The organism is Streptococcus mitis (assembly GCF_047460035.1).
Classification (GTDB): domain Bacteria; phylum Bacillota; class Bacilli; order Lactobacillales; family Streptococcaceae; genus Streptococcus; species Streptococcus mitis_DW.
The window spans coordinates 223,905-250,715 of sequence record NZ_JASHHB010000001.1; the positions used below are offsets into that span (position 1 = coordinate 223,905).

General features: G+C 40.3%; 24 protein-coding genes. 1 reads left to right on the forward strand and 23 read right to left on the reverse strand.

Annotation, left to right across the window (positions count from 1 at the left end):
* Positions 1–112 precede the first annotated feature (112 nt).
* From QM956_RS01150 to pbp2b, 20 genes are all read right to left on the reverse strand, one after another.
* Positions 113–2,821 carry an ABC transporter permease gene (locus tag QM956_RS01150; RefSeq protein WP_261020810.1) on the reverse strand — a complete coding sequence of 903 codons (2,709 nt, stop codon included), beginning with the start codon at positions 2,819–2,821 and terminating at the stop codon, positions 113–115.
* 1 nt (position 2,822) lies between these two features.
* Positions 2,823–3,524, reverse strand: a complete 702-nt coding sequence (locus QM956_RS01155; protein ID WP_084924066.1) for an ABC transporter ATP-binding protein — start codon at positions 3,522–3,524, stop codon at positions 2,823–2,825.
* Positions 3,525–3,806: 282 nt separating this feature from the next.
* Complete coding sequence (locus tag QM956_RS01160; RefSeq protein ID WP_414302105.1) at positions 3,807–6,218, reverse strand: glycoside hydrolase family 95 protein; 2,412 nt, start codon at positions 6,216–6,218, stop codon at positions 3,807–3,809.
* Positions 6,219–6,269: 51 nt separating this feature from the next.
* Positions 6,270–6,962 (reverse strand): phosphoglycerate mutase, encoded by a 693-nt coding sequence (locus tag QM956_RS01165; protein ID WP_000240129.1) that lies wholly within the window; start codon positions 6,960–6,962, stop codon positions 6,270–6,272.
* 238 nt (positions 6,963–7,200) lie between these two features.
* Complete coding sequence (locus QM956_RS01170) at positions 7,201–7,677, reverse strand: hypothetical protein (RefSeq protein WP_049546526.1); 477 nt, start codon at positions 7,675–7,677, stop codon at positions 7,201–7,203.
* A 13-nt stretch (positions 7,678–7,690) separates the two neighbouring features.
* Positions 7,691–8,071 carry a hypothetical protein gene (locus QM956_RS01175; RefSeq protein WP_000837844.1) on the reverse strand — a complete coding sequence of 127 codons (381 nt, stop codon included), beginning with the start codon at positions 8,069–8,071 and terminating at the stop codon, positions 7,691–7,693.
* Positions 8,072–8,471: 400 nt separating this feature from the next.
* Positions 8,472–11,264 (reverse strand): isoleucine--tRNA ligase, encoded by a 2,793-nt coding sequence (gene ileS / locus QM956_RS01180; protein WP_414302106.1) that lies wholly within the window; start codon positions 11,262–11,264, stop codon positions 8,472–8,474.
* Between the two features lie 252 nt (positions 11,265–11,516).
* Positions 11,517–12,392 carry a DivIVA domain-containing protein gene (locus tag QM956_RS01185; protein ID WP_049544857.1) on the reverse strand — a complete coding sequence of 292 codons (876 nt, stop codon included), beginning with the start codon at positions 12,390–12,392 and terminating at the stop codon, positions 11,517–11,519.
* Positions 12,393–12,400: 8 nt separating this feature from the next.
* Positions 12,401–13,186 carry a YlmH family RNA-binding protein gene (locus QM956_RS01190; RefSeq protein WP_414302107.1) on the reverse strand — a complete coding sequence of 262 codons (786 nt, stop codon included), beginning with the start codon at positions 13,184–13,186 and terminating at the stop codon, positions 12,401–12,403.
* On the reverse strand, positions 13,183–13,446 hold the full coding sequence (locus tag QM956_RS01195) for a YggT family protein (RefSeq protein ID WP_004257761.1): 264 nt from the start codon (positions 13,444–13,446) through the stop codon (positions 13,183–13,185). The genes QM956_RS01190 and QM956_RS01195 overlap by 4 nt, the downstream gene beginning before the upstream one ends.
* Entirely contained in the window at positions 13,446–13,979 is a 534-nt protein-coding gene (locus QM956_RS01200) for a cell division protein SepF (RefSeq protein ID WP_004257765.1), read from the reverse strand. The genes QM956_RS01195 and QM956_RS01200 overlap by 1 nt, the downstream gene beginning before the upstream one ends.
* Before the next feature lie 9 nt (positions 13,980–13,988).
* The gene (locus QM956_RS01205; protein ID WP_261020814.1) at positions 13,989–14,660 is read right to left on the reverse strand and encodes a YggS family pyridoxal phosphate-dependent enzyme; all 672 of its coding nucleotides are present in this window, start codon (positions 14,658–14,660) and stop codon (positions 13,989–13,991) included.
* Positions 14,661–14,664: 4 nt separating this feature from the next.
* Positions 14,665–15,921 (reverse strand): cell division protein FtsZ, encoded by a 1,257-nt coding sequence (ftsZ, locus tag QM956_RS01210; RefSeq protein ID WP_000144257.1) that lies wholly within the window; start codon positions 15,919–15,921, stop codon positions 14,665–14,667.
* Between the two features lie 17 nt (positions 15,922–15,938).
* Positions 15,939–17,318, reverse strand: a complete 1,380-nt coding sequence (gene ftsA, locus QM956_RS01215; RefSeq protein ID WP_261020815.1) for a cell division protein FtsA — start codon at positions 17,316–17,318, stop codon at positions 15,939–15,941.
* 214 nt (positions 17,319–17,532) lie between these two features.
* Positions 17,533–18,237 (reverse strand): YwaF family protein, encoded by a 705-nt coding sequence (locus tag QM956_RS01220; protein WP_049500939.1) that lies wholly within the window; start codon positions 18,235–18,237, stop codon positions 17,533–17,535.
* A gap of 90 nt (positions 18,238–18,327) precedes the next feature.
* A complete protein-coding gene (locus QM956_RS01225; RefSeq protein WP_261020816.1) occupies positions 18,328–18,939 on the reverse strand; it encodes an NUDIX hydrolase in 612 nt (203 codons plus the stop codon).
* Complete coding sequence (locus tag QM956_RS01230) at positions 18,926–20,299, reverse strand: UDP-N-acetylmuramoyl-tripeptide--D-alanyl-D-alanine ligase (RefSeq protein ID WP_261020818.1); 1,374 nt, start codon at positions 20,297–20,299, stop codon at positions 18,926–18,928. Before QM956_RS01230 ends, QM956_RS01225 begins: the two co-directional genes overlap by 14 nt.
* Before the next feature lie 83 nt (positions 20,300–20,382).
* Positions 20,383–21,426 carry a D-alanine--D-alanine ligase gene (locus QM956_RS01235; RefSeq protein ID WP_261020820.1) on the reverse strand — a complete coding sequence of 348 codons (1,044 nt, stop codon included), beginning with the start codon at positions 21,424–21,426 and terminating at the stop codon, positions 20,383–20,385.
* A gap of 174 nt (positions 21,427–21,600) precedes the next feature.
* Positions 21,601–22,197, reverse strand: coding sequence for a recombination mediator RecR (gene recR / locus QM956_RS01240; protein ID WP_203176357.1), 597 nt, complete (start codon positions 22,195–22,197; stop codon positions 21,601–21,603).
* A 10-nt stretch (positions 22,198–22,207) separates the two neighbouring features.
* On the reverse strand, positions 22,208–24,265 hold the full coding sequence (gene pbp2b / locus QM956_RS01245) for a penicillin-binding protein PBP2B (RefSeq protein ID WP_414302108.1): 2,058 nt from the start codon (positions 24,263–24,265) through the stop codon (positions 22,208–22,210).
* A gap of 189 nt (positions 24,266–24,454) precedes the next feature.
* Here pbp2b and QM956_RS01250 point away from each other — a divergent pair, with 189 nt between their 5' ends.
* A complete protein-coding gene (locus tag QM956_RS01250; RefSeq protein WP_125393493.1) occupies positions 24,455–25,306 on the forward strand; it encodes a MurR/RpiR family transcriptional regulator in 852 nt (283 codons plus the stop codon).
* A gap of 61 nt (positions 25,307–25,367) precedes the next feature.
* On the opposite strand, the gene QM956_RS01255 is transcribed toward QM956_RS01250, so the two are convergent.
* From QM956_RS01255 to QM956_RS01265, 3 genes are all read right to left on the reverse strand, one after another.
* Complete coding sequence (locus QM956_RS01255; protein ID WP_000384865.1) at positions 25,368–25,718, reverse strand: type II toxin-antitoxin system RelE/ParE family toxin; 351 nt, start codon at positions 25,716–25,718, stop codon at positions 25,368–25,370.
* On the reverse strand, positions 25,708–25,995 hold the full coding sequence (relB, locus tag QM956_RS01260; RefSeq protein WP_000951986.1) for a type II toxin-antitoxin system RelB/ParD family antitoxin: 288 nt from the start codon (positions 25,993–25,995) through the stop codon (positions 25,708–25,710). The genes QM956_RS01255 and relB overlap by 11 nt, the downstream gene beginning before the upstream one ends.
* 116 nt (positions 25,996–26,111) lie before the next feature.
* Positions 26,112–26,774, reverse strand: a complete 663-nt coding sequence (locus tag QM956_RS01265) for a NisI/SpaI family lantibiotic immunity lipoprotein (protein ID WP_078238175.1) — start codon at positions 26,772–26,774, stop codon at positions 26,112–26,114.
* Positions 26,775–26,811 lie beyond the last annotated feature (37 nt).

A 26,811-nucleotide genomic window follows, 5' to 3' on the forward strand; every position in this document is an offset into this window, starting at 1 on the left:
GTGACTATTAGTCCGTCTCGCTCCGTTAGGTGCGAGACAAAAAAACCACCCGCTATGCGGGTGGTCATGATTTACGAGTAAATTCAAGTTCGATCTGATAAAAACAACTAAATTACTCTACAGATTTCAAGGCTTCAAGCATATCAACCTTTCTCAGATGATGATTGACAAAGAAGCCAAGCAGGGTCAAAATGATGCTTACTGCTACCACTGGGATTACATATACTTCCCAGCTTACCTGCGGATAAAAGAGAATAGTCGCAGGCGAAATCATTTGAATCAAAAATTGATGTAAATAGAAACCAGATACCAAACCAAGTACGATTCCCACAAGGGACAGCACAATCGTCTCACGGTAAATGTAGAGAGTGACTTCATTATTATGAAAACCGAGAACCTTAATAGTGGAGAGTTCACGGATTCTCTCAGCTACGTTAATGTTGGTTAGATTGTAAAGGATAACAATAGCCAATAGAACCGACACGATAACCAAGATGGTCATGGTCTGATTGAGTGAACTTGCGACTGAGTCAAAGAGTCGAATGGCTGAAGAATTTTGGACAACGCTGGACACCGCAGATTGATTCATAAGCAAGCCTGCCTGTCTTTCGATACTAGTTGCACTGGTATCCCTTAGCGAAACCAGATAAGTGTTGGCTTGGGGTACCTGTCCGTAAAGTTGCTCATAGCTAGCCTGACTCATATAAATAAAGTGACCAACGTAGTTCTCAGTAATAGCAGCGACCGTTAGTTCCTTACCTTCAATTTCTAGAGTCTGCCCAACCTTGACACCTGCCAGTTGGGCAAGTTTAGCTGTAATAACGACGCCATCTTTTAATGTCATCTCCTGCTGACGATTTTGCAGATGAATAAAGGGAGTCAAATCCTCCTTCTCTGTCATCATAAGGGTAATTGTCTGAAGACCCGCCTTACCTTTGAAATCCTTGTCTAGCGTTTTTGAATAGATTTTCTGGTAGGCTTGGATGTCCTGCCCTTTCAACACTTCTTCTAGATTTGCCTTATCCTGATTGGTCGCACTAGGATTTTCAGAGACAATCATCTGATACTGTTGGATTTGTTGAAACTGTCTAGACGGAACTCCTGCTACAGAGGATTGGATTCCCAAACCTGCAAAGAGCAGAGCGACTGAACCTGCCACACCAAAGATCGTCATCAACATACGCTGCTTATAACGGAAAATATTGCGGGCTGTTACCTTATGGGTAAAACTGAGACGACGCCAGATAAAACCGATGCGCTCTAGTAAGATTTTAGCTCCTTTAACAGGAGGTTTAGGCAGTAAAAGCTGGGCTGCTTCGTCATGAAGTTCCCTACGAGCTACCAAGTAGGCTGGTAACACACTCGCCAACCAACTCAAGACAAGAGCCAGAAAGCTATAGGTCCAATAGAACTGAATCTGGGTTTCTCCCACTACCATACCTTTTGTAATAACACTTGAAATCACACCGGCTAGTAAATAATGTCCAAGTATACTACCTAGAGCTGTTCCGACAGTCCCAGCTACTAGACCATAAAGGAGAAACTTGGCGATAATATCCTTACTGCGATAGCCCAGGGCCTTAAAAATCCCTGCATGAGTTCGCTCTTCATCCACAAAACGAGTCATGGTTGTAAAGGTCACCATAGCTGCTACGGCATAAAGCACTACAGGAAAGATATTGCCCACTGCCCGAATACTGGCTGAAGCATTACTGTACATGAGGTAGCCTTGACCACCTGGCATGGTTTGCCGATTATAGACTTGATACTTGGGCTCAGCTAAATCATCCAAGACTTGCTGATGTTTTTCTAATTTTTCCTTTTCTTGGGCTAGATTTTGTTCAGCCTGCTTTAGTTTATCCTCTTCCTTGCTCAATTCCTGCTTGGCTTGGACAAGTTGAGCACTAGCCTGCTCTCTCTGAGCTTGAGGAAGCAAGGCTAGTTGACTTTCCTGATCCTGTAAACGAGCTTGAGCAGTTGCTAAACGACGCTTGCCTTCCTGCAAATTAGTATCAGCCTTGTCAAGGGTCTCTTGGCCTTTGTCTAGAGACTCTTGTCCTTCTTTTTTCAACACTTGCAGACGTGCCTTGCCATTATCTGACAAAGCTTGTTCTAGGTCTTCCTGATGCTGTTTGGATTTTTCTTCATAAGTTGCTGAAAAAGCATTTAAACCTGACAAATCTTGATATTTTAAACGAGCTATATTGTAGACTTTCTGATCAAACTGACTAGGTAAAATCACCCCATAGGCTGTCAGAGTCCCACTTCCACTTGCTGCGTAGCCCATATCTCGCTGGGAGAGGATTTCAGCTGAATCCACAAAACCAGTAATGGTATAAGTATGGTCTTTTAAAGAGGAATGACCCTCTTCTTTTTCTTTAAAACTAATCTCCTGTCCCACGCTGTATTTGCCTTGCAAATGAGTGGCCAAAGCGATTTCCTTGTCGGACTGAGGAAGTCGTCCCTCTCTTAGCTGAAAGGTTGAAATTCTCTCTGGTTTGGAGTACAGCCGAATGGCATTCTGCCCATTCTCCATAGTCACATCTGTCAAATAGCCAAACTCAACCTCTGCGCCCTGGGTCTGTTCTAGTTCTTCTTGATTTGCTTGATCCAAACCATAGTTAGACATGACTGCCAAATCCAAGGTTTGAGCAGTTGTTAAATAAGCATTAGCTGTCGCCTCCATGTTGGGGCTAGTCACTTTGAGGCCTACTAGGGCTAGAGACCCTAACATCATCAAGGTTAAGATGGATAAAAAACGCCCCTTGGAGGCTGTGAAAGACTGAATTAAGTCCTTCCAATAGGTTTTTCGCTTGATCATGCTAGTACTCCAATGTATCGATATCCTGAGGATGCTGGTTGATCACCACATCCTTGACACTGGCATCGTGCATATGAATCACGCGATCAGCAATGGGAGCCAAAGCTCCATTATGAGTCACGATGATAACAGTCGCTCCCTTTTGACGAGACATGTCTTGAAGAATCTTCAAGACTTGCTTGCCCGTCTGATAATCCAAGGCTCCAGTCGGTTCATCACAAAGGAGAATTTTAGGATTTTTGGCTACCGCGCGTGCAATGGAGACTCGCTGTTGCTCCCCTCCAGAAAGCTGAGCTGGAAAGTTGTTGAGACGATGAGCCAGACCTACATCTGTCAAGACCTGCTCAGGATTCAAGGCATCTGTCACGATTTCAGAAGCCAACTCCACATTTTCCTTAGCTGTCAGATTGGAAACTAGATTATAAAACTGAAAAACAAAACCGACATCATTTCTACGATAATTGGTCCTCTGGTGGGAACTATAGTCTGCAATATTGACACCATCAATCCAAATCTCTCCTTCATCATTGGTATCCATTCCACCAAGAAGGTTAAGAACCGTTGACTTGCCTGCACCAGATGCACCTAGAATAATAACCAATTCACCCTTTTCAATCTCAAAATTCACATCGCGATTGGCTACAATCTCCGTGTCCCCAACCTGATAACGCTTGTAACAGTGTTTCATCTCAATATAAGCCATAAGACACACCCTCTCTCAAACAAATTACTTCCTACTACCATTATAACGCTTTTTCAACTAGTTGGAAACTGCTTACATTCTCAAATCCTTATTAAAAGGCAGTTTCAATTTACTGCCTTTTAATACTCAATGAAAATCAAAGAGCAAACTAGGAAGCTAGCCGCAGGTTGCTCAAAGCACCGCTTTGAGGTTGTAGATAAGACTGACAAAGTCAGTCACATATATACGGTAAGGCGACGCTGACGTGGTTTGAATTTGATTTTAGAAGAGTATATCACCTTCTTAAAAATAAAATTGAACCAGATCACCTTCTGCTGTTGCCACCGAAATACAATCTTTCCCCATGCATTTCGCTTTTATTTTTTCTTTATCCAATTTAATCACACTCTTCTCAATATCTGGATAAGAGACTCGCAATTCTCCCCCACTTCTTGATAAAATGATCAACTGTAAGAGTTTTTTATCCGCCCACCTCATTCTAACTTCAAAATATCCACGTGCCATTAAGCCTGAAACGGAACCTGTTGACCATGCATCGGGTAGGGCGGCTAGAGGTACCAGATAAGCTGTATGAGACTGGAGCAACATTTCTGCCATGCCACTAGTAGCACCAAAATTACCATCTATTTGAAAAGGAGGATGGCTACACCAAAGATTTGGCAAAGTGGATGACTTTAACTGGTCTGCTAATAATTTATAGGCTCGATTGCCATCTCCTAGACGCGCCCAAAGATTGATCTTATTAGCCTTGGACCAGCCTGTGCCGCCATCTCCACGATTATTGAGGCTAGCACGCGCCGCTTCAAGATACTCTTGTCCCTTGTAGCTAAAGAGATTTCCAGGATAGAGTCCCACTAGATGGGAAGCGTGCCGATGCTGGGCCTCCACTTTTTCATTTTGAAAATGTTGCTCTTCCTCCTCATACCACTCCCTGATTCGACCAGATTGAGTGATTTGCAAAGGATTTAGTAAATCAAACTTCTCCTTAACCTCAGTCAACAAAGCCTCATCCATCCCCAATTCCTGAGCAGCCTGAATAAAATCATGAAATAACTGCCAAATCAGAGATTGGTCATAGGTATTTCCAATCGAAATCGGCCCATGTTCTGGAGAATAAGACGGAGAAGAGACCCAACGCTGCGCCTGCTGATCCTTATGTAAAAAGGCATTCCAAAAACGAACTGTTTCCCTCAACATGGGATAAATTTTCTCCCTGAGATAGTCTTGGTCCCTATAAAATGAATAGGCTTCATAAACAGTTTGCATCATCCACGCATTGGCAGCTGGTGACCAACCCCAATAGTAATCCCAACCAGGTGCCGTCCAGCCAAAAGGAGTCGCTTGAGTATGAACCAGCCAACCATTCTCCTCCCCTTCCTGAGAGACGATTCCTGCATACCTTGCAGCCGCTAGACGACCATAGACACGCAAATCATCTATATAATTGATGACCGGAAAGGCCGTCTCTAGAAGATTAGTAACATAGGCTGGCCAATAATTCATCTGCAGGTTGATATTCAGGTGATAGTCCGAATTCCACGGAGGATTGTCGACCGCATTCCAGACCCCTTGCAAGTTAGCTGGTAGAGCATCTGGACAATCTCTGGAAGAACTAATCAATAAATACCGTCCATACTGGAAGAACAACTCCTCCAAAGCCTGCCCCGCTTGTGGCTTATAATTTTTTAGCAAATCATCTGTATTGAATGTGTCAACATCAGCTCCCAAATCCAATTGAACACGCTGAAATAAAGCTTGGTAGTCCTCAATATGCCTTGATTTCAATTGGGCATAGCCCTTTTCTTTAGCTGTGTCCACCAAGTCCTTTACTTGCTGCTCTAAATCTAGTTTCTTGCGATAATTGCTAGCAGGATTTTGGGCAAAATCTGTCTTAGCCGCCAAGAAGAGATTAGCATAACTGGCTCCTGATATCTGAACCTTATCTGACCAGACTCTAATGTCTCCATCCGTTTGCCAAGCTAGATAACTAGCAAACCGCAGATCATTATCCTTAACCCGCCCCTTCATCAAGATACGAGAAGGAGAGATATCAAGATGGTATTCCTTGTAATCAGACTTTTTCTGCTCATACTTTCCATCAGAAGCTAAATCGCGGGTCAAGGACAGTTCTATAGTAAAATCTAGAGTTTTCGCCCCTTCCTTAGTAAAACGCTGAACCAAGAGATCATCTGGAAAACTGGCAAAGGCTTCTCGTTTAAACATAGTCCCTTTATAGGCATAAGAAGTCTTCGCAAGCGCCTTACTGATATTAAGCTGTCTCTGGTAATCCGTCACCTGAGACAAAGTCTTGCCTTGCTTGCTAAACTCAATATGAATATCCCCAAAGGACAGATAGGTCCCATATTGACTCGTTTGGGGCCCAACTAGGTGCTGTTCAGCCAGTTCCTTAGCAGTATTGTAATCTCTCTTCTCCAAAGCCCGCCGAATCTCAGCTAAAAAGTTATGCTGATCCTGAAGATTTCCACCCTGATAATCGGAACTATCAGGAAGTGGACCACCAGACCAGAGACTTTTTTCATTAAATTGAATCCTCTCAGCCCCTATAATCCCAAATACTTTTGCTCCTAAAGAACCATTGCCTATCGGTAAGGCCTCTTCTTCCCAACCCTTATATGTTGTTGAAGCTGGTCTCTTGTAGGCCAATACATAATCTTGTTTTTTATTCCTTATCATACTACCATACTAACATAAAAAGCCTAGAAATCAATTCTAGACTTACAATTTTTATTTTCCAAGGTAGTATTCAGAAACTACGTTCAATTTTTCGTCAAACTCGAATACCAATGGTGGGAAGTTAGGGATTTCCACGTCCATGATTTCGTCATCTGACAAACCTTTGATGTGTTTTACAAGGGCACGGATTGAGTTACCGTGAGCTCCTACGAATACGTTTTTACCATCTTTAAGAGCTGGAGCGATTTTATCTTCCCAGAATGGAAGGGCACGTTCCAAAGTCACTTTCAAGTTTTCAGCATCTGGGATAACTGAGTCGTCAAGTGAAGCGTAACGACGGTCTGTGTGAGCTGAGTGCTCATCATCACGGTCCATGTTTGGAGGCAATACATCGTATGAACGACGCCAGATGTGAACTTGCTCATCACCAAATTGTTCAGCAGCTTCAGCTTTGTTTTTACCAGTCAAACCACCGTAGTGACGTTCGTTCAAGCGCCATGATTTTTCAACTGGAACCCACAATTGGTCAGAAGCTTCAAGAGCCAAGTTTGTTGTTTTGATAGCACGTTTCAATACTGAAGTGTAAGCTTGGTCAAATTCAATACCAGCTTCTTTGATCAATTTACCAGCGTCAATCGCTTGTTGTGTACCTTTTTCAGACAAATCAACATCAGCCCAACCAGTGAAAAGGTTAGCTTTGTTCCATTCAGACTCACCGTGGCGAGCAAAAACCAATTTTACCATTAGATGGATTCTCCTTTAAATTTTCCGAGGTTTTCCCTCGTTTATCTATTCTATTTTACACAATTTTTCACAAAAAAGCTAGTCAAAACCAAAAAGGAAAGGACTGTTTGACAATCACATTGTTTTTGGTTATTTCTATTCTATCTTCATTATTTAACCTTTAAAAAACACCCCATTTTCTAACATTTGGGGTGTAATTTAACCAATTATTCTCAATTACTACAAAAAAATTTCTATCTTACTGTAGTTGAGATGTCAAAGTTTTCAACTGTTTTTGCAAATTGTCTCTAAAGTCTTTCAATTGTTGAGACAATTTTGATTTATCATCTTCCTTGAGCTCAGTAGACCCTAGCAAATCATATATTTTTTTCTGCGCATCGAATAATTTTTGAGTTGACTCTTTTAGTTTGGTAAACGACTCATTATTTTCCATAGCTGTGCCTTTGAAACTTTCCTCAGCTTTAGTAAAATAATCATCAAAAATCTTTTTATAAAGATCTATATAATCTGCATAAGTACGTATTGATTCAATCGCATCGTCTGTTACAACCGGTGTATCAAGAGTGATTGTTTCTTTTGAGGTATTAGATGTTGCTACTGTCTTCTCATCATTACTTGTTGAAGTAGTCTTTGAATTTTGTACTCCACATGCAACGAGAAGAGAAACAGATAATAGAACTATTCCTAGACCGATAAACTTTTTTGTTCTTTTCATGCCAAAATACCTTTTATTCTTCTGATTTGAATTTCTTCAATGTTGCAAGGAATAGAGATCCTCCAATAATGGCAAGAATCCCCCCAACCCATCCTAAGAATGGAATGAGACTAACTCCACCAGAAACAATCATTAATACAGACGGAGCTGCACCTACACGATTATCTCCTTTATAGTAAACAATAGCAATGATACCAAGAACAAGATTTGCAATCTTCAAGGCATTCAAGAGTAAGGCAACACCTGAAACAGCCCCTGCAGTAGCTCCTCCATTAAGAGTTGTAGCAGCTGTATTTACCGCTGTTCCCAACAAGACAAAAGGACCAATAAGAAGTAAAATTCCTCCCACAAGACCGACGATACCACTAATTAAAGCAAGTGTTTTTGATTTCATAATAAAATCTCCTTTTTATTTTTTTTCAAATAAAATTGTATCATATTTGCTAAAAAAAAAAGTATTTTCTGATATTATAAAATAAAAATTTGTATAATATGAAATAAAATATAATACTTTTTAGAAATCAAAAGCAATTACACAAATTTATTATTGTAAAAATGTGACACAATTTTCCAATCTTATCCGCAATATCAAATTCGTATTTTATCTTACTGCTGTTAGCTTGCTAAGTTTCTCTTTGATTCTTGTTGAGTATAAAAAGTCACACCTCGCAAATTTTCAAAATAAATAAAAACGCATCGTATCAGGTGTTCACAAGCTTGATACAATGCGTTTAATAGACTATAAAATTAGTTGTCTTTTCTTCTCAAATTGAGTTTTCCTAGACTTTTCAACCTTATTTTGCTTCAAATCCTTCTGCGACTGCGTCTGCAAAGTTTTCTTCTACGATGCTTGCACAGTGGTCACAGATGACTGCGTGGTAGCTGCGTTCTGCTGTCGTTGGGTCGATACGACGGCAACGGTCACATACTTCACCTACAGCGCGTTCAACTGTGAAGGCTACATCTTCGAAGCTAACGGCAGCTTCTGGAGCTGGTCCTTCTGTGATGGTCAAGTCTGACACGATCAAAAGTTGAGCCACATTGCTGTTTACTGCTTCGAGTAGAGTTTTCACCACTTCGTTTGGATAAACTGTCAAGTGTGCTTCAAGCGATTTCCCGATAACTTTGGCATTACGCGCTTCTTCCAAGGCTTTTTGAGCTTGTCCACGGAAGTCCATGAAGGCAGCCCATGTATCCAAGATTTCTTCTTGATTAGCAAATGTCTCTGCTTCTGGCAATTCTGACAATTGAACAAAGTCTTCTGTTTCAAACTCAAGGTATGACCAGATTTCTTCCGCAGTGTGAGGAAGGATTGGTGTCAAGAGTTTGGTGATTTTCACAAGGATGTCATAGAAGACTGTTTGCATCTGACGGCGTTCCAGTGATTTGGCACCTTCGATGTAAACAACATCTTTTGCAAAATCAAGGTAGAAGGCAGACAAATCAACATTGATAAAGTTAACAAGCGCCTTATAGATTGTCAAGAATTCAAAGTCAGCATAAGCGTCACGAATAGTCTTAACAAGTTGGTTAAAGCGGATAGTCATGTACTTATCAACTGAACGAAGCTCATCGTAAGCTACTGAATCTTGAGCTGGGTTAAAGTCAGAAGTATTGGCAATCAAGAAACGAAGAGTGTTACGGATCTTACGGTAAGTTTCAGAGACTTGGCTAAAGATATCCATAGAGATACGCACGTCGTTGCTTGAGTCTACACTTGTTACCCAGAGACGCAAGATTTCTGCACCAAATTGTTTTTCAACATCACTTGGGGCAATGGTATTTCCAAGAGATTTAGACATCTTCTCACCTTTACCATCAAAGGTAAAACCTTGTGACAAGATTTGTTTGTAAGGTGCTACGCCATGGTTGGCAACAGATGTAATGAGTGATGAGTTGAACCAACCACGATATTGGTCAGAACCTTCTAGGTAGAGGTCTGCTGGATATTTAAGTTCGGGGCGATTAACTACGACACCATTCCATGATGAACCTGAGTCAAACCAAACGTCCATGATGTCTGTTTCTTTCTTGAACTCGCCATTTGGTGAACCTGGATGTGTAAATCCTTCTGGCAAGAGGTCTTTGGCATCACGTTCCCACCAGATGATTGAACCATGTTCTTCAAAGAGTTGAGCTACATGCTCGATGGTTTCAGCTGTCATGATTGGTGTACCATCTTCTGCATAGAAGATTGGAAGAGGAACTCCCCAAGCACGTTGACGAGAGATGACCCAGTCACCACGGTCACGAATCATGTTGTAAAGACGGACTTTACCCCACTCTGAGTGGAACTTCACTTTTTCAATTTCGTCCAAGATTTCTTGGCGGAATTTAGATACAGAAGCAAACCATTGAGGCACTGCACGCCAGATGATTGGTTTTTTCGTACGCCAGTCAAATGGGTAAGAGTGAGAGATTTCTTCTTGAGCAAGAAGTAAATCACCAAGTTTTTCAATAACTGTTGGCACAACCTTGTCGTAGAATTGACCTTCGAACTCTGCTCCAGCATTGGCCATCATGATCCCGCGTTCGTTAACAGTCACAGCAACTTCAAGCCCATTGGCAACACCGACATTGTAGTCATCCTCACCAAAACCAGGAGCTGTATGGACGATACCAGTACCAGAATCAGTTGTAACATGGTCACCAAGGATAACGAGTTCATCTACTGCTGTATCCCATGGGTGCTCTGTCACAATTTGGTTCAATTCTGAACCACGGTAAGTAGCCAAAACTTGAACATCTGCCCAACCAAATTTCTCAGACAAACTGTTCAACAATTCTGAAGCAACCACAAACTTACGAGTTTCGCCAGCTGGTTGCACCAAGACGTAATCAATATCCGCACCGACTGTCAAACCGCGAGAAGCTGTGATGGTGAATGGAGTTGTTGTCCAAACGACGATATAAGTATCAGTGTCTAGAACACCTTTGCCATCTTTGACCTTATTGGCATAGTAAAGGGATGTTGAAACCAAGTCGTGGTATTCAATTTCCGCCTCAGCAAGGGCTGACTCTGATGACCATGACCAGTAAACAGGCTTCGCTCCACGGTAGATATAGCCTTTATTAGCCATTTCACCGAAGACACGGATTTGAGCTGCTTCATAGTCAGGAGTCAAAGTCACATATGGATTTTCCCAGTCACCAGAAACACCCAAACGTTTGAAGTCTTCGCGTTGTTTATCTACTTGAGAAAGAGCATATTCACGGCAAAGTTTCAAGTACTCAACCAAGTCCATTTCTTTACGTTTGATACCTTGTTTTGCCAAAACTTGCTCGATTGGCAGACCATGTGTATCCCAACCTGGAATATAAGGAGCATAAAATCCTGACATAGACTTAGAACGAACAATGATATCTTTTGAAATCTTGTTCATAGCGTGTCCAACGTGGATATTTCCGTTAGCGTATGGAGGGCCATCATGCAAGGTGAAATGAGGTTTTCCTTGGTTCAATTCTTGACGACGTTGGTAAAGTTTTGCATCTTCCCATTCCTTTTGCCAAACTGGCTCTTTGGTAGGAAGGCCTGCACGCATTGGGAAAGCTGTTTTCCCAAGGTTAAGGGTATCTTTGAGTTTCATTGTATCTCCTTTATAAATAATAACAAATTAAAAACCACGACTGCCAAAAAGGACGAAAATCGTGGTACCACCTTTATTCGGAAAAAGATTTAGTCTTTCTCCCTCTTATCCCGTAACGTGGGGAACGTCAAATCTTACTAGCTTCAGACTTGAGTTTTTGAGAGGATAATCTTATCGTTAGGGAATGCAGGACTCACACCATCTCCTGCTCGCTGGAAATATAAGGATAAGATATTGTTCTCAGATTATTTCTTATAAAATTGTAACAGATTCTTGCGGTGCCGCAAAACCTGGTTCTGAGTTTACAGCTTCAGTAGCTGGTGTTGGTCCTGAATAATGGCTTGGAGCTACTTCTGGCTCTTCATACATTGGACCAACTGGATGAGCTGGACTTTCTTCAACAACCGGAGCTGGTGAAACCACTTGTTCTTGCTCAGCTCTTGCTTCGGCTTCTGCAAGTTCCTTATTAGCCGCTTCGATACGCGCTTGCAACTCAGCCATTTCCTCGGGAGAAAACTGGCGAGTAATATCAATTGGTTCTTCCTCTGGATGTTGTTGCAAGACAGAGTCACCTAAGACTTCGCTGACCACTTCTTTGAAAGCTTCATCACTTGTCTGAAGATAAGTCGCTGTTGGGCGAAGAATATCTTCCCAATCTGAAGATTCAACAATTGCTAACTGGCTCTCAATTGTAGATTTAAGACGTTGATGGAAGACACGACTCTTGTTCTTCAATTCTTCTGTTTCAACAGCAACCTTCTTGGCATTGTCAGTTGCTTGACGAAGAATTTCATTTGCCTTGTACTTAGCTTCTTCCAACAAACGTTGTGCATCTTGCTCTGCTTGTTGGATAATATTGTTTGAACGTTCCGTTGCAGCTTGTTTTACTCGCTCTGCTGTATCTTGTGCAATCAATACAGATTGACTCAATGAATCTTTCATCTCATCAAAGTAAGACAAACGCTCTTCCAAACTCTTAATTTGTAAATCCTTATCATGATTAGAGCGAACCAAATCTTCATAATCACGGACTACAATATCTAAAAACTCATCTACTTCTTCTTGATCAAACCCTCTGAAGCGTGTGCTAAAAGTTTTATCTTTGATTTCTAACGATGTAATTGGCATATTTTTCCTCACTTACTTAATAACAATTGGACCGTTAATTTCTTTTTATCTTTTTTTGTTTGCCCATTATCTCTAACGAGTTTCAATCGACCAAATTTCCTTACACTAATCAGATCACCAACTTGAACTGTATAATCTGATTTTTCAACTAAATGGTAATTCACTTGGACTGCCTGTTTTTCAATTAACTGACTTGCCTGATTTCTAGACAGCTTGAAGACACCTGCTAGAAAAACATCTAATCTAGAACTAGCAATACAAATATCTAATTCTTGATAATCTTCTACTGTAGCGATTCTCTCAGTAAAATCTCGTTCTTCTAGACGAACCGGTAAACGAGCAATTTTCGTAATGCCGTCTTGAAAAAGGAGCATAAACTGTCGATTAATGATAATCTGTGCCCTCTCTTCATTGACTAAGATATCACCAAATAGCTTCCTATCGATTCCTAGCTGATTTAAAACAGTTCCTAATATTTTTGCATGTGTTAACCGCTCAAACTTATTAGGATAAACAATTTCTTGCAAGGAAAGTTCAAAATCAGAGAATTCTGGCTCAAAATAATCAGGATACAGGAGTACCCGTACATATTCAGTTTCAAGAAACTGCCGACTGCTCATGTAGGAGATGCCGTTGGTTGATGCTAGAACCTTTAAAATCTTTTCTTGATGGGGATTTACAAAGGGGGTTAAAAAAGGAGAATAAGAATCTTCTACCTTTTTTATCCATTCTACTCCCTTATCAATAAAAGACGAATCATTCTTAGAAAAGTGTTGATAAATCATCTTGTTCATAGAAAGATCACTAAAAGTCGAATCAACTGCTCCCCTAGGAAGTGAACTAGTAATACCGCAATCCAGACAGACAAGTCAAGACCTGCAATCTGGAGGGGTAAACGTTGCAAGGGAGCTATTATCGGTTTCACTAAACTAATAATCAAGCGTCCAAGACGTGATTCATAAGCATTGGGAAACCAAGACATCAGAGCAAACACGATTAAAATCAGTGAATAGATATCCACTGCATTTTGAACAAAACGAATGAGAAAGATCATTATCTCACTCTCGTACGTTTCATATCAAAGCCAAATTCACCATTTTGTGATTCATCTGGAATTTTGATGTCTTCAATATTGACAACAACATCAACTGGTGTCAGCAGGTACATAGTAGATGCTACCTTTTTCATGTTACCAGCTAAAACGTGACGCGCCCCATCCAGATAGTCCAAACAACGACGAGCTTGAACTTCTGTCATATATTGAAAATCAATCAAAATACTTTCGTTACCAGCTAATAAATCAACAATATCTGTGGCATCTTCGTATTTACGTGGATAACGAACATCAATTGTCACCTTATCAGTAGAACGTTGACTTTGCATAGCCAACTCTTGTTGACGGGCATGAAGACGAGTGATGTTTTTATCTTTAGATGGCGTGCTAGCAGCTTGTTGAGGCAACTCTTGAACAGAAGGGACTGGAGTCACAATCGGCTCTTCAGCTTTAGGCTGATATGTAGTACCAACTTCTTCTCCATCTTCTGTAAAATAATCTATAAATTTATCAAATCTATCTTTTAAAGACATATTTCTTTCCTATTTAAAAAATGCTGTACCAATTCTGACAAATGTTGAGCCAAATTCAATCGCTTCCTTATAGTCACGACTCATACCCATACTCAAGTCCGTCATTGGCATATTGGGAATTTGTTTTTCTCTAATTTCTAGTTGCAAATCCTGCGTAGCTTTAAAAATCTCTTTCAACTCATCACTACTAGCTTCAAAAGGAGCCATGGTCATCAAGCCGACATATTCGATTTTATCTAAGGTGGCTAATTCTGGCAAGAGCTCCAATAGTTCTTCCTTTGAAAAACCATGTTTACTCTCTTCCCTTGAGATATTTACTTGTAAGAAACACTTAACAACTCGGTCACTTCTTTTTTGAATTTCCTCTGCTAGCTTTAATGAATCCAAAGCGTGGAAATAATCAACATACTGAATGACATCTTTGACCTTGCGTCTTTGCAAGGTTCCAATCAAATGCCAGGTAATATTTCTATCTTTTAAAGCTTCATATTTCTCAAGAAATTTATCCACACGATTTTCACCAATATGATGCACACCTAGCGGAAGCAAAGCCTCCGCTGTCGGTACGTCTACATATTTTGTAACAGCAACAACCGAAACAGAATTGACTTCTCTTCCTGACTGCTGACTTGCATCTTTTACTTGTTGAAAAACACGTTCTGTATTTTCTTTCAAATTCATTTACTTAACGATTTTTGAAAAATGGAGGAGTGTCTAATTCATCCTCATCGTGTAAAGATGGCGCTTCGAAACGTTCAACTGGTGATACAACTGAATCAGTTGGTCGAACAATTGTCTCACGACGCAAGTCCCAATCACCAAATGCTGAAGATTGAGAAGTTTCTGTACGGCGAGGTGCTGGACTTGGAATTTCTGCAGTTTCAGCCATATCAAACTGACGATTATGATTGTGTGCATGACTAGGACTTGCTTGTTCATGACGGACAACTTGTCTTGGTGCATGGCCCACAACTTTTTCCACACGATCTTGACGAACACCAGTTGCCACAACTGTCACACGGATTTCATCTTTCATGTTTTCATCGATAGATGTTCCGAGCCAGATGTTCACTCCTTGACCAGCTGCTTGGTTGACAATTTCTGAAGCTTCTTCTGCTTCAATCAAAGTCAAATCAAGACCACCAGTAACGTTGACGATAACATCCTCAGCACCGTCAATAGTTGTTTCAAGAAGTGGTGAGTAGATTGCCTTACGAGCTGCTTCTACCACACGTTCTTCACCACTACCGATACCGATACCCATTAGGGCGTTTCCTTTATTTGCCATAACTGTTTTCACATCAGCAAAGTCAAGGTTAATCAAACCAGGATTTGTAATCAAGTCCGTAATCCCTTGAACACCTTGGCGAAGTACGTTATCTGCTTCGCTAAGAGCTTCAAGAAGTGGAGTTTTCTTATCAACAATTTCAAGCAAGTTGTTGTTTGAAATAATCAATAGAGTATCTACATGCTCACGAAGTTGATTGATTCCTTCTACAGCATACTGACCACGTTTGCTTCCTTCGAAACCGAAAGGACGTGTCACAACACCAACTGTAAGAGCACCTAAATCTTTAGCAATGCGGGCAATAACAGGAGCTGCACCAGTACCAGAGCCACCTCCCATACCTGCAGTAATGAAGACCATGTCTGCTCCAGTAATAGCTTGAGTCAAGGCTTCTTCGCTTTCTTCAGCAGCTTTTTGACCAACTTCAGGTCGACCGCCAGCACCCAAACCACGAGTCAATTTAGGACCTAACTGAATTACAGTCTCAGCTTTTGTACTACTCAAAGCTTGTACATCTGTGTTTGCTGCGATAAATTCTACGCCTGCAACACCTTCGTCAACCATGCGGTTAATGGCGTTACCACCACCTCCACCAACACCGATTACTTTAATCACTGCACCTTGAGCAGCCGCTGTATCAAATGAAAATGTCATAGTTTATTTTTCCTCTTTTATTCATCAAACATACTTCCGATTAAGCCACGGAAACGATCTGCGATTTTTGGTTTATTTTGAGAAGATACTTTATCTTCTTTCGGAGCAACTACGTTCGTAGAAGCTGATTGCTCTACCTCAGTATTTTGAACTGATTGAATAGGGGTCGGTTGTGCTACCTGCGTAACACGTTGAATCATCCCACCGAAATTAATTGGTTGGTGACGCAAAGTATCTTCACCCTTGACTGCTCGTTGTGCTAACAAATGCACCTCAGTCAATTGACCAGCAAATTCAGACAAGCTAATCACATGAGCGAAGGCAGGGTTACGGATTCCAACTTGATTTGGAACGTAAAGTTTGACGCCAACGCCAAATACTTCCTGCGCAAGTTCTACAATACCTGGTAAAATAGCATTTCCACCAATCAGAACAATCCCGCCAGGAAGATCCAACAAATGTCTTCTTTCCAACTCTTGTTTGATTTGTTCAAAAATGTGCTTAATGCGGGCTGAAATAATCTCTGCTAGGTAGCTTTCTGTAACTTCTACAGGTTCCACTTCACCAATTACTTCAACTTGGAAGGTTTCATTGCTTGCAAGTGAAGGGTAGGCTTCACCATAGTTCAATTTCAATCCTTCAGCTAGTTTTTGTGAAGTCTTCAAGACCTTAGAGATATCTTTTGTGACATAATCTCCACCTTCTTGAAGAATATTTGTAAACTGGAGTTCTTGGTTACGGATTGTAGCAACAGTTGTTTGACCTGCTCCCATATCAATCACAGTAGCTCCAAATTCACGCTCTCCTTCGTTCAAGACTGAACGAACCAAAGCCAATGGTGAAATAATAATATTTTCAACCTGAACACCTGAGCGCTCAACTGTCTTGCGTAAATTGTGAAGAATAGTACGTGGACCTGTGTAAAGCAAACCACGCATTTCAAGACGAACCCCCATCATACCACGTGGGTCACGAATACCTTGGAAACCATCTACGATAAATTCTTCTGGAATAAAAGTAATGACTTCACGATCTGGTGTCATACTCTTTGTCAAAGCTGATTTGACAACATTTTCGACATCTTGATCTGTAATTTCTTTTGTATCAGATGTAACTGGAATCATTCCTTGAGTTGGTTCTACTTGCAAAAGATTTCCAGGCAAACCAACATTCACTGATTTGATTGAAATGCCAGCTTTCTCTTCTGCTTGGGAAATAGCTGACTTGATAGCTGCTGCTGCTGCTTCAATATCAACGATAATCCCATCCTTTACACCTTTACTCTTGGCATTACTTACACCAATTACATTTAGTTCACCATTTCTAAGTTCGGCAACCAATACTTTAATCGAATTAGTTCCGATATCTAAGCCTGTAAAAAAACCATCTCTAGCCATTACATCGCATCCTCTCTCTTCCAAGTTTCAAACTTCTATTCAAAATAGCTAAAATAGGGCATAGCTATTCACAGAATATTATAACACAAAAAATCCAATCGTGCTTAGTTTTTCCTAAATTTACTTACCATTTTTTTACATTCGTTCCTTAGATTTTTTTATTTTCCAAACAAGTTATAAAAAATCAGATTTATGAAAAAAAGAAAGCTCATTTCTAAGCTTTCTTTGCAATCATTTTTTCTGCTTCTTGTTCTAAAAATAGTTCCAAGATTTTCTTTGTTAACGTAATCGCTGCTGATAAGGCCAGGGAAACGATTAAATAATTAGCTACTAAGCCATGGTCTCCAACCAATGGTGGTTTTGTCAAGAATCCGTAATCTCCACCTGTTACTAAATTGACCACAAAAATCAAGGCATTTAGTGCAAAGGTCATGAGAAAAATTCCCTTCACATCCAGCAATCGCGCGTTATACTGTCTCAATAGATAAACTAAAGAGTTCCCCAAGAGAGCTAAGTGGCCAAAGATAAAGGATAAAATCGTAATATGTGGGAAAGGATAGGCATCTGACACTGGATAAACAAAGGCTGCTAATGTCCCAAATGTTCCTAGTAATGCAAAATACTGCCTATATTTGGACTGACCAGGTAGCAAGAGCACCACAAACATAGCCATACGACAATGGTAAAAGGGTAAACTTTCTGACAGAGGCATATGATTGACCCCATACCAACCATAAATCAGGATCAACTGAACCGCCTGCAAGATTTGGAAAAATCGTTGGTAAGCCTTCTTTTCACGATAACGATAGGCTGTATAAAAGGTCAAAGCCAAGAGTGTAAATATACTGACATACCAAAAAAGGTCAAACTTGGGTGGCTCTGTTGCTTGGGTCGTAAAGAAAATATCCCATAAATTCATCTAGTCTTCCTCATGTTTCAAAATTTTCCTGCATTTTATTATACCATGCTACTTAAGAAAAATGAATTTAGAAATACGATAATCATCTTCTTAGTCAAGATATTGCTCCTTCTGACCTTTATAAACCTGCCAAAGAATCTCTATTTGCTCTTTGGTAATGCGTTTTTCAGATAAGGCTGGTAGTTGGTCAATGGCAAAAAATTGAAGGTCAGCAATTTCTTGATTTTCTTGGAATTGTCCATCAAGAAGCTTACATTCAAAAATAAACTTTGCATATTGCTTGCTCTGTAGTTGGAAACGATTGGTATCAAAAACAGCTAGTAGTCTTTCAACTTTAGCTTCAAAACCGGTTTCTTCTTCAATCTCCTTGAGAATATTTTCTGTTGGAGAATAACCAACCTCTCCAAAGCCACCTGGCAAAGCCCAACTATCCTCTCCTTGTCCCCTAACCAGACAAATCTTATCATCCTCAACAATCCAAGCACGGACGTCCATTAAAGGAGTCGCATAAGCTGAAGTCGGTTTCAAGACTTCTGCCACTTCTTCTGCATCCAGGTCTGATCCCTGATTCAACATTTCAGATAACAGACTTCGCAAGTCCTCGTAGCGCTCACGGTCAAAAGGATCTTTTGTAAAGGTTAATCCAGTATCTGTAAGGGCAATCATTCTTTGCAGATACTTAGCAAAATCACTTGGCTTCATTTTCTAAACTTTCTACCAACTTGGCTAGATTCATAGAGTTAGAGCCTTTGAGCAGGATTTGGTCATTGACTCCAAGGCTTTCTTTGACCTGCTTGACTAGGTCTTCAAATTGGTCTTGGTCTTCTGTTTTCTTGAAGTAGTAAACGTGGCCAATTGGGAACATTTGACTGGCCAATTGGGCTAATTCAGCAATGTCTTCTCCATAGAAAATAACGGTATCAAGCACATCTGGAGAAAGGCTCAAAATCATCTGATTATGAAGTTGAACAGACTGGTCACCAAGTTCCTTCATATCCGCCAAGACAGCAATTTTCTTGCCACCTTCATTGGCTGGAATGGCAGAGAAAGTCTCTAAAATCAACTTCATAGCAGTTGGATTGGCATTGTAAACATCTGATAGTATATCTGCTCCATTGGCTGCTTTCTTCCACTCAGTACGGTTACGCGTCAATTCAAGATTTTGGAAGGCCAAACGGATTTGCTCCTCTGAAACTCCTTCTTGCAGGGCAACATAGGATGCAATCATAGCATTGGTGGCATTGTACTTACCAGTCACTGGCAAATCAAGGGCTTGTTCCAAGAAATTAGCCTTAAAGGTCAGACTATCCTTACGCTCAACCAAGTCGGTAATTTCCAACTCTGCTCCTTGGCCAAAACGAACCACCTTTTTATCAGTTGGCAAGTAGTCCTCTACAATCGGATCTGCTGGCGCTAGGAGCAAAGAACCTGAAGCCATACCGTCTGCAATTTGCATTTTTCCTTTAGCAATTTCAGAACGGTCTTTGAAAAAGGCCAAATGGGCTTCTCCAACCAAGGTCACGATGGCTGTTTTTGGATGAGCCAATTCTGACAAGAGATGAATATCTCCCAAGTGATCCTGTCCCATCTCTAAGACCAACTTTTCTGTTTCTTCAGGCATATGGAGAACTGTGTAAGGAAGGCCAATCTCATTATTGTAGTTGCCTTGTGTTTTGTAAGTTTTGTAGGTAGTTGATAGCAAGTGAGCTAACATATCCTTGGTCGTTGTCTTGCCATTTGAACCTGTGACAGCAAAGACATCAACTGCTGTTTTTTCAAGATAGTAGGCAGCTAGGGATTGAAAGGCAGCCAAAACGTCATCTACTAGAATGTAGGGATGATTTGCGACCTCTTTCTCAGACAGGGTTGCAGCAGCGCCATTTTCAAAAGCTGTTTCGATAAAGTCATGACCGTCACGCGCACCCTTAAGGGGCACAAATAAATCCCCTGCCGCAATTAAGCGACTGTCAAACTCTGCCTTTTCTAACTGGGTGTCCTCGAAGATGCTGATATCATTTTTAGCTCCTACAACTTGAGCCACTTCATGGATTGTTAATTTCATTTCTACTCCTTTAAAAAGGGTCGAAGCTCTAGAACTCTAGTCACCTTGCAGTGATTGTTCTGGCTTCTACCCTCTCTTTCATTTTATAGCAAATGCGCTTCGCGCTTGTCAAAACTTTCCTTGGCAAGACCAACCAATCGTTCGATTAAGTCTGGATAGTTGATTCCCATATTGTCCCAAAGTAGTGGATACATAGACCACTGGGTAAAACCTGGCATGGTATTAAGCTCGTTTAGGAAAATCTCTCCCTTATCTGTATAGAAGAAATCGCAACGAGATAGACCGAGGCCCCCAATAGCACGGAAGGCAGTTTCTGCATTTTGACGCATGACAGCTACCACATCATCACTGATTTTGGCTGGGATATCCATGGTAATCTTGTTGTCAATATACTTAGCATCGTAGTCATAGAAGGCAACATCCTTGACCACTTCACCCGGCAAAGTGCTCTTAACATCATAGTTACCTAAGAGACCAACCTCAATTTCACGCGCGTTCACCCCTTGCTCTACTAAGACACGGCTGTCATATTGAAAGGCAAGTTCCAAAGCTTGGCGGAGTTCTTCTTGATTTTCAGACTTAGAAATACCGACACTGGAACCCATGTTTGATGGTTTTGTGAAGACTGGATAAGTCAATTTTTCTTCAACTTCGGCAATTTTAGCAGTCACATCATCACCTTCGACAATGGCCACATAAGGAACTTGGGCAATCCCGACAGATTCTAAGACACGCTTAGTGGTGATTTTATCCATGGCAAGACTAGATGACAATATGTTACAACCAACATAAGGCATTTTCAAAACTTCGAGGAAGCCTTGAACTGAGCCATCTTCTCCCATCGGACCGTGAAGGACTGGAAAGACCACTGCTCCCTCTTCGTATATAGCACTTGGTGCAACTTGCTTATCCCAATCAATAGTTTCATTGGTCATAAGACGATCCTCTTGACCTGGAGTCTGGCTAAATTCTTGCGTTTTAATAAAGTCACCTGACTGGCTGATGAAGAAAGTCTTGACTGTGAAACGGTCGTAGTTGACCGCACGCATCACACTCTCAGCTGAAAGAACAGAGACTTCACGCTCTGCACTGCGTCCACCGTATAAAAGAATAATCGTTTGTTTCATATTATTTGTTCCAATTCTAATAGAATACTCGTTCTTTAGTATATCATATTTGCTTCTTTTTTTAAACTTGAACCTGATACTGGTCTTCAATAAATCTAAAAAGAGACCGATAAAACAACTGTCGGTCTCCATGATTTTTGTATAAATGAATTGACTGTGTTAATTTGTCTAGACTTACAACTCTGTTCGATTTTCAATGGCTCGTAAGAGTGTGACTTCATCAGCATACTCGATATCTGCTCCCACAGCGAGGCCTCGTGCCAGACGAGTAACCTTGATGCCAGCCGGCTTGAGAAGACGAGAGAGATACATAGATGTCGCTTCCCCATCTGCTGTGGCATTGGTTGCTACGATTACCTCTGAAACCTCACTATCCATAAGACGAGTCATGAGGCTCTTGAGATTGATATCATCCGGACTGATACCATTCATGGGAGAAATAAGACCATGTAAGACATGATAGAGTCCTTGGTATTCTTGGATATTTTCCATGGCCGCCACATCCCGACTATCCTCTAGCACCAAAATCGTTGTCGGATCACGAGTCGGATCGGTACAGATAGAACAAGGATCGTCGTCTGTCAAACGTCCACAAATAGAACAGTAGGTCAATTCTCTCTTAGCAGAAAGGAGATTTTTTGCAAATTCATTGACATCATCATCAGACATCCCAATCGTATAAAAGGCCAGACGCGTAGCCGTCTTAATCCCGATACCTGGTAACTTAGAATAACTGTCAATCAGCTTAGCAATAGGTGTTGGATAAAGCATAATTTCCTTTCTAGTTCATTGGATGGTATTTTTGATACAGATTGATAATGTCACGCGCAATGGAAGGTCCTACACCATTTGTTAGATTGGTATTATGAGGAAAGACCACTGCAACAGCGATTTGGGGATTATCAGATGGGGCATAGGCTACCGCATTGGTATTGGTTGCTTGCTGACCATCTGCCACATAGCTTTCGGCTGTACCCGTTTTTCCGCTAATGGATACCAAGGCACCATTTGAAAAGGCACGTCCAGTTGTCAATCCGCTAGTTCCATGAGCAACCTGATAAAAACCTTGGTGCAAGACACTCATATCGGAGTCGGATATATTGACCTTATTCATCTCTGTCGGTTGCAGTTGCTGAATCAAGTCGCCTAGGCCTCCCTTATCATTATTTCCATAAATGCCTTCAACAATACGAGGAGCCACACGAACACCATCATTTGCAATAGTTGCTACATACTGAGCCAATTGCATTGGGGTATAGTTATCAAACTGCCCAAAGGCATTGGTGATGTAATTAGCAAAGCTATACTCTTTGGGAACAAATCCAGTAGATTCATCTGGTAGGTCAATTCCGGTCGCAGCCCCCAAGCCATATTCGCCAAAGGTCGCACGAAGTTTTCCCATAGCTGTTTCCAAATTGCTGGTTCCAACAAACATATTTGGTTGATAGGTCTGGCCCATGATTCCAAGAGCGGTTTGAACCATGTAAGCATTAGATGAATACTCCAAGGCTTCCACAGCTGTAATAGGAAAAGATCCATATGCCAATTTATACCAAGAATAAATTGGAGCTGAACCTTGGAAAACAATAGGCTGATCTGTTAAGGTTTGGTTTCCTGATAAAACACCATTTTCCCAACCTGAGCTGATGGTCGCCGCCTTGACAACCGAACCTGGGACAAAGACATTGGTTACCGTTCCCAAGGAATCTGGCGTCAACTCTCCCGTTTTCAGGTCATGTTTGATCCCTGACATGGATAACACAGCACCTGTTTTTGGATTAAGGGCGACTGCATACACACCCTCAGAATACTTGGCTCCACCATTTCCTAGCTCGGAATTGAAATAACTTTTCAGCAAAGCATCCACACTATCTTGGAAGGCCAAATCAATGGTCAGCTTGATATTGTTTCCCTTACTACCTTCCTCAATTGTATCCACGCTTTCCATATTGCCATATTTATCCAGATGGATTTCTTTCACAGAACGTTTTCCTTGCAAGGTTTCTTCATATTGTTTTTCTAGATAAGAGGTTCCAACACGGTCATTTAGAGAATAACCCTTTTTGATATAAGCATCTGCTTCTTCAGCTGGAAGACCAGCTTTTTCACTGGATACACTTCCTACTATAGACGCAAGTGAAGTCTCTAGGACCTTTCGATCCCACGAAGTTGAAATACTGATACCAGGTAAATTCTTAGAGGCCGAAGCAATCAAGGCAATCTGAGTATCTGTTAAGGAGTCTGTCGCAATGGTCCCTGTCGCAAAATTTCCAACTGCATTGAGTTGGCTAAAAAGATAAATTTCTTTCTTTTCGTCATCAGAGTAGGCCAATTGACTTGGATCGATACTTTCAACAGTATTGTTGTAAAGCTCGGATTCAGATAATTGATTGCCATCAGAATCAAGTCGCTTATCACGTGGTAAACTTTCCACTGCTTTCTTATAGACATCTTGATCTGCCAGGTAATAGTCCGCCAACTGTCGGTCAGTCAATATTGGAGAAGAAACTCCCACATAAGCCAGCAACTTCTTGGCTGTTTCTTTTAAATCTGCAGCCGTCATTTTGTTGTTCCTTGTAAAAGATACAACTTGCTTGATGGTGTTTTCGACGAGAGGTTTCCCTGTTGCATCGTAGATTTGTCCACGGGCTGAACTAGTGGTCACCTTTGTTTTACTTGCCGATGCTAGTTTTGTCTCATAAAAATCTTTGTTCAAAACCTGCATGTAAAGCAGGCGACCAATGATGGTCATAAAGAGCAAAATAACAATTGAAAACAATAAATTAAGCCGAATCGGAATCGAATGGCTATCAAATTTTCTCATACAAGTCAGTCTCATTTCTATTTAAAATCTTACTCTTCATTGTACCACAATTTGAGAAGAAAATTATGGAAAAGAAGTGAGCTTTTTTAATTTAGTTTCTGATGGTTTTTTTATTTAAACATAACTATTTTATATGATATAATATTTACAAAAGCTACAAAAAATAATTATCGATTAATAGCTAGACTCAAATAAAGGAGTATCATGAACCCGCAAGATATCGCAAGCATTATCGATCTTCATTTTGAAGAATTAACAGATTTAGAGCAAGAAATCGCTCGCTATTTTTTACAATCTGAAACCATTGCAGATGATTTATCTTCTCAGCAGGTCACTCAAAAATTACATATCTCTCAAGCCGCTCTGACCCGCTTTGCTAAAAAGTGTGGTTTTACAGGTTATCGAGAATTTATTTTCCAATACCAACACCAAGCAGATAATCAAGCTAGCCAACATCCCGACCACAGCCCCCTGACAAAACGAGTTCTTAGAAGCTACAGTAATATGCGAGAACAAACACAGGACTTGATTGACGAAAAACAACTAGAACGAATCGCCCAGTTAATCGAAGGTGCTGATCGTGTCTACTTCTTCGGAACTGGCAGTTCTGGCCTCGTTGCTCGTGAAATGAAATTACGCTTCATGCGTCTGGGTGTGGTATGCGAGGCCTTGACTGATCAAGACGGCTTTGCTTGGACAACCAGCATTATGGATGAAAATTGTCTCGTACTCGGTTTCTCACTTTCTGGCTCAACTCCTTCTATTTTAGACAGTTTATTAGACGCTAAGGAGATGGGCGCAAAGACTGTACTCTTTACAAGCGTTCCAAATAAAGATAGTCAGACCTATACAGAGACTGTTCTTGTAGCCACCCACAGCCAACCCTCCTACATCCAACGAATATCCGCTCAACTTCCTATGCTCTTCTTTATCGATTTGATTTATGCCTATTTTTTGGAAATCAATCGTGAAAGCAAGGAGAAAATCTTTAATAGCTATTGGGAAAATAAAAAACTCAACGGTTATCGTAGACAGAAACGAATAAGAAAATCCTAGTTTGGCTGAGCCAAACTAGGATTTTTATTCATCACTAAACACACATCTTCTAGATTATGAATTAGTCATATCTCGACTTAGTCTTGAATAATTTCATGTAATCACTTTTTGAAGGAAGTAAATAAGCAAGTCTGACGGTATCCTCAACAATTGTATATAATACAATATAATCCTTACTCAAGGCCAATCCTCGCGTTTGGTAGCGAGGGTCTAATTTCTTACCAAATTTTTCATCGGCATCAAATCCAGCTTGGGGGAAAATTTCTAGACGATTAATATCTTTTCTGATACTCGCCACTTTTCGTCTCGCAGACTCTACAGAACCGATTTCCTCTGCTATATACTGATATATTTTATCCAAACTATCAATCACTCTAGGAGAATACAAAATCCTATATTTTTTATAATCCATAGCGTGTCACAACATCCTCATCTGTCAAGTAATTCCCAGCCTCAATCTTAGCATAACTTTCTTGAACTTCTGCTTGTAATTGTCTAAATAAATACTCCTTCTCCAATTCCTCTTCACTAAGTAAATCTACTTCATTTGTTACGGCAACATTCTTTAAAAATAATCTAAGTGCCGATGAAAGAGAGAGATTTTTTTCTTTTAACACTTCCATGGCATCATTTACTAATTCTCTATTAGCTTGGAAGGTCACAATTTTACTTGAATTCGCTATAGCCATTTTATATAACTCCTTTATATATTTTACTTATTATCTCACAATTATAAAGAAAGTCAAGGGAATTTGATTTGAAAGATGCTGGAAAAAATTTTTGTGTCACATATCTAATATACAAACTAACTTCTAAAGAAAGCCAAATGATATTCTCCATTCAATTTAACTGCTACTTTCTCGTGGATAGACTGATTTTTTAAAGAACAAATTTCTCCATATTTCCAACTTTCGTGCTCCCCTGATAATCTAGTGACTGACTTCACTTGATTATCTAAGTTAGCAACTGTAGCACTAAGCTCTTCTTTTGGAATAATTTCTTCAGTAATTGTAAATAATTGTTCCCCTATCTTCAACTCTCTGGCTTCTTGCTCATTGATAGCAAATTCTCCTACTAAGCGAACATTAAATAAGTCAGAAACTTTTATAAGTTCTTCTTTAGAAATATTATCAAGTAGTTTACATTTATAGAAAGTACTATCAATTTTTATGGCAAATTCTCTATTCTTGGTTTGATATAAGTCACCAATCTCCAACAAATCATTCTTTATTTCATCATTGGAATCATCGTAAGATATTTCATAAATATCATAATGATTGCTTACTTTACTTTCAATATCTTCATATAAAATTAATTGATTAGTTACACCATAATGCTCTCCTTTATAATCAAATCGATTATAACTTGAGTCGAGAAATTTAACATCATACTTCTCATATGTGCATCCAGTCAATCCAAGTAAACTTAAGAAAAAAATTACGGAAAGATAGATCTTTTTGAATTTCATAGTTCTCCTCCTAATTTTCTATAGTTAAATTATCAAA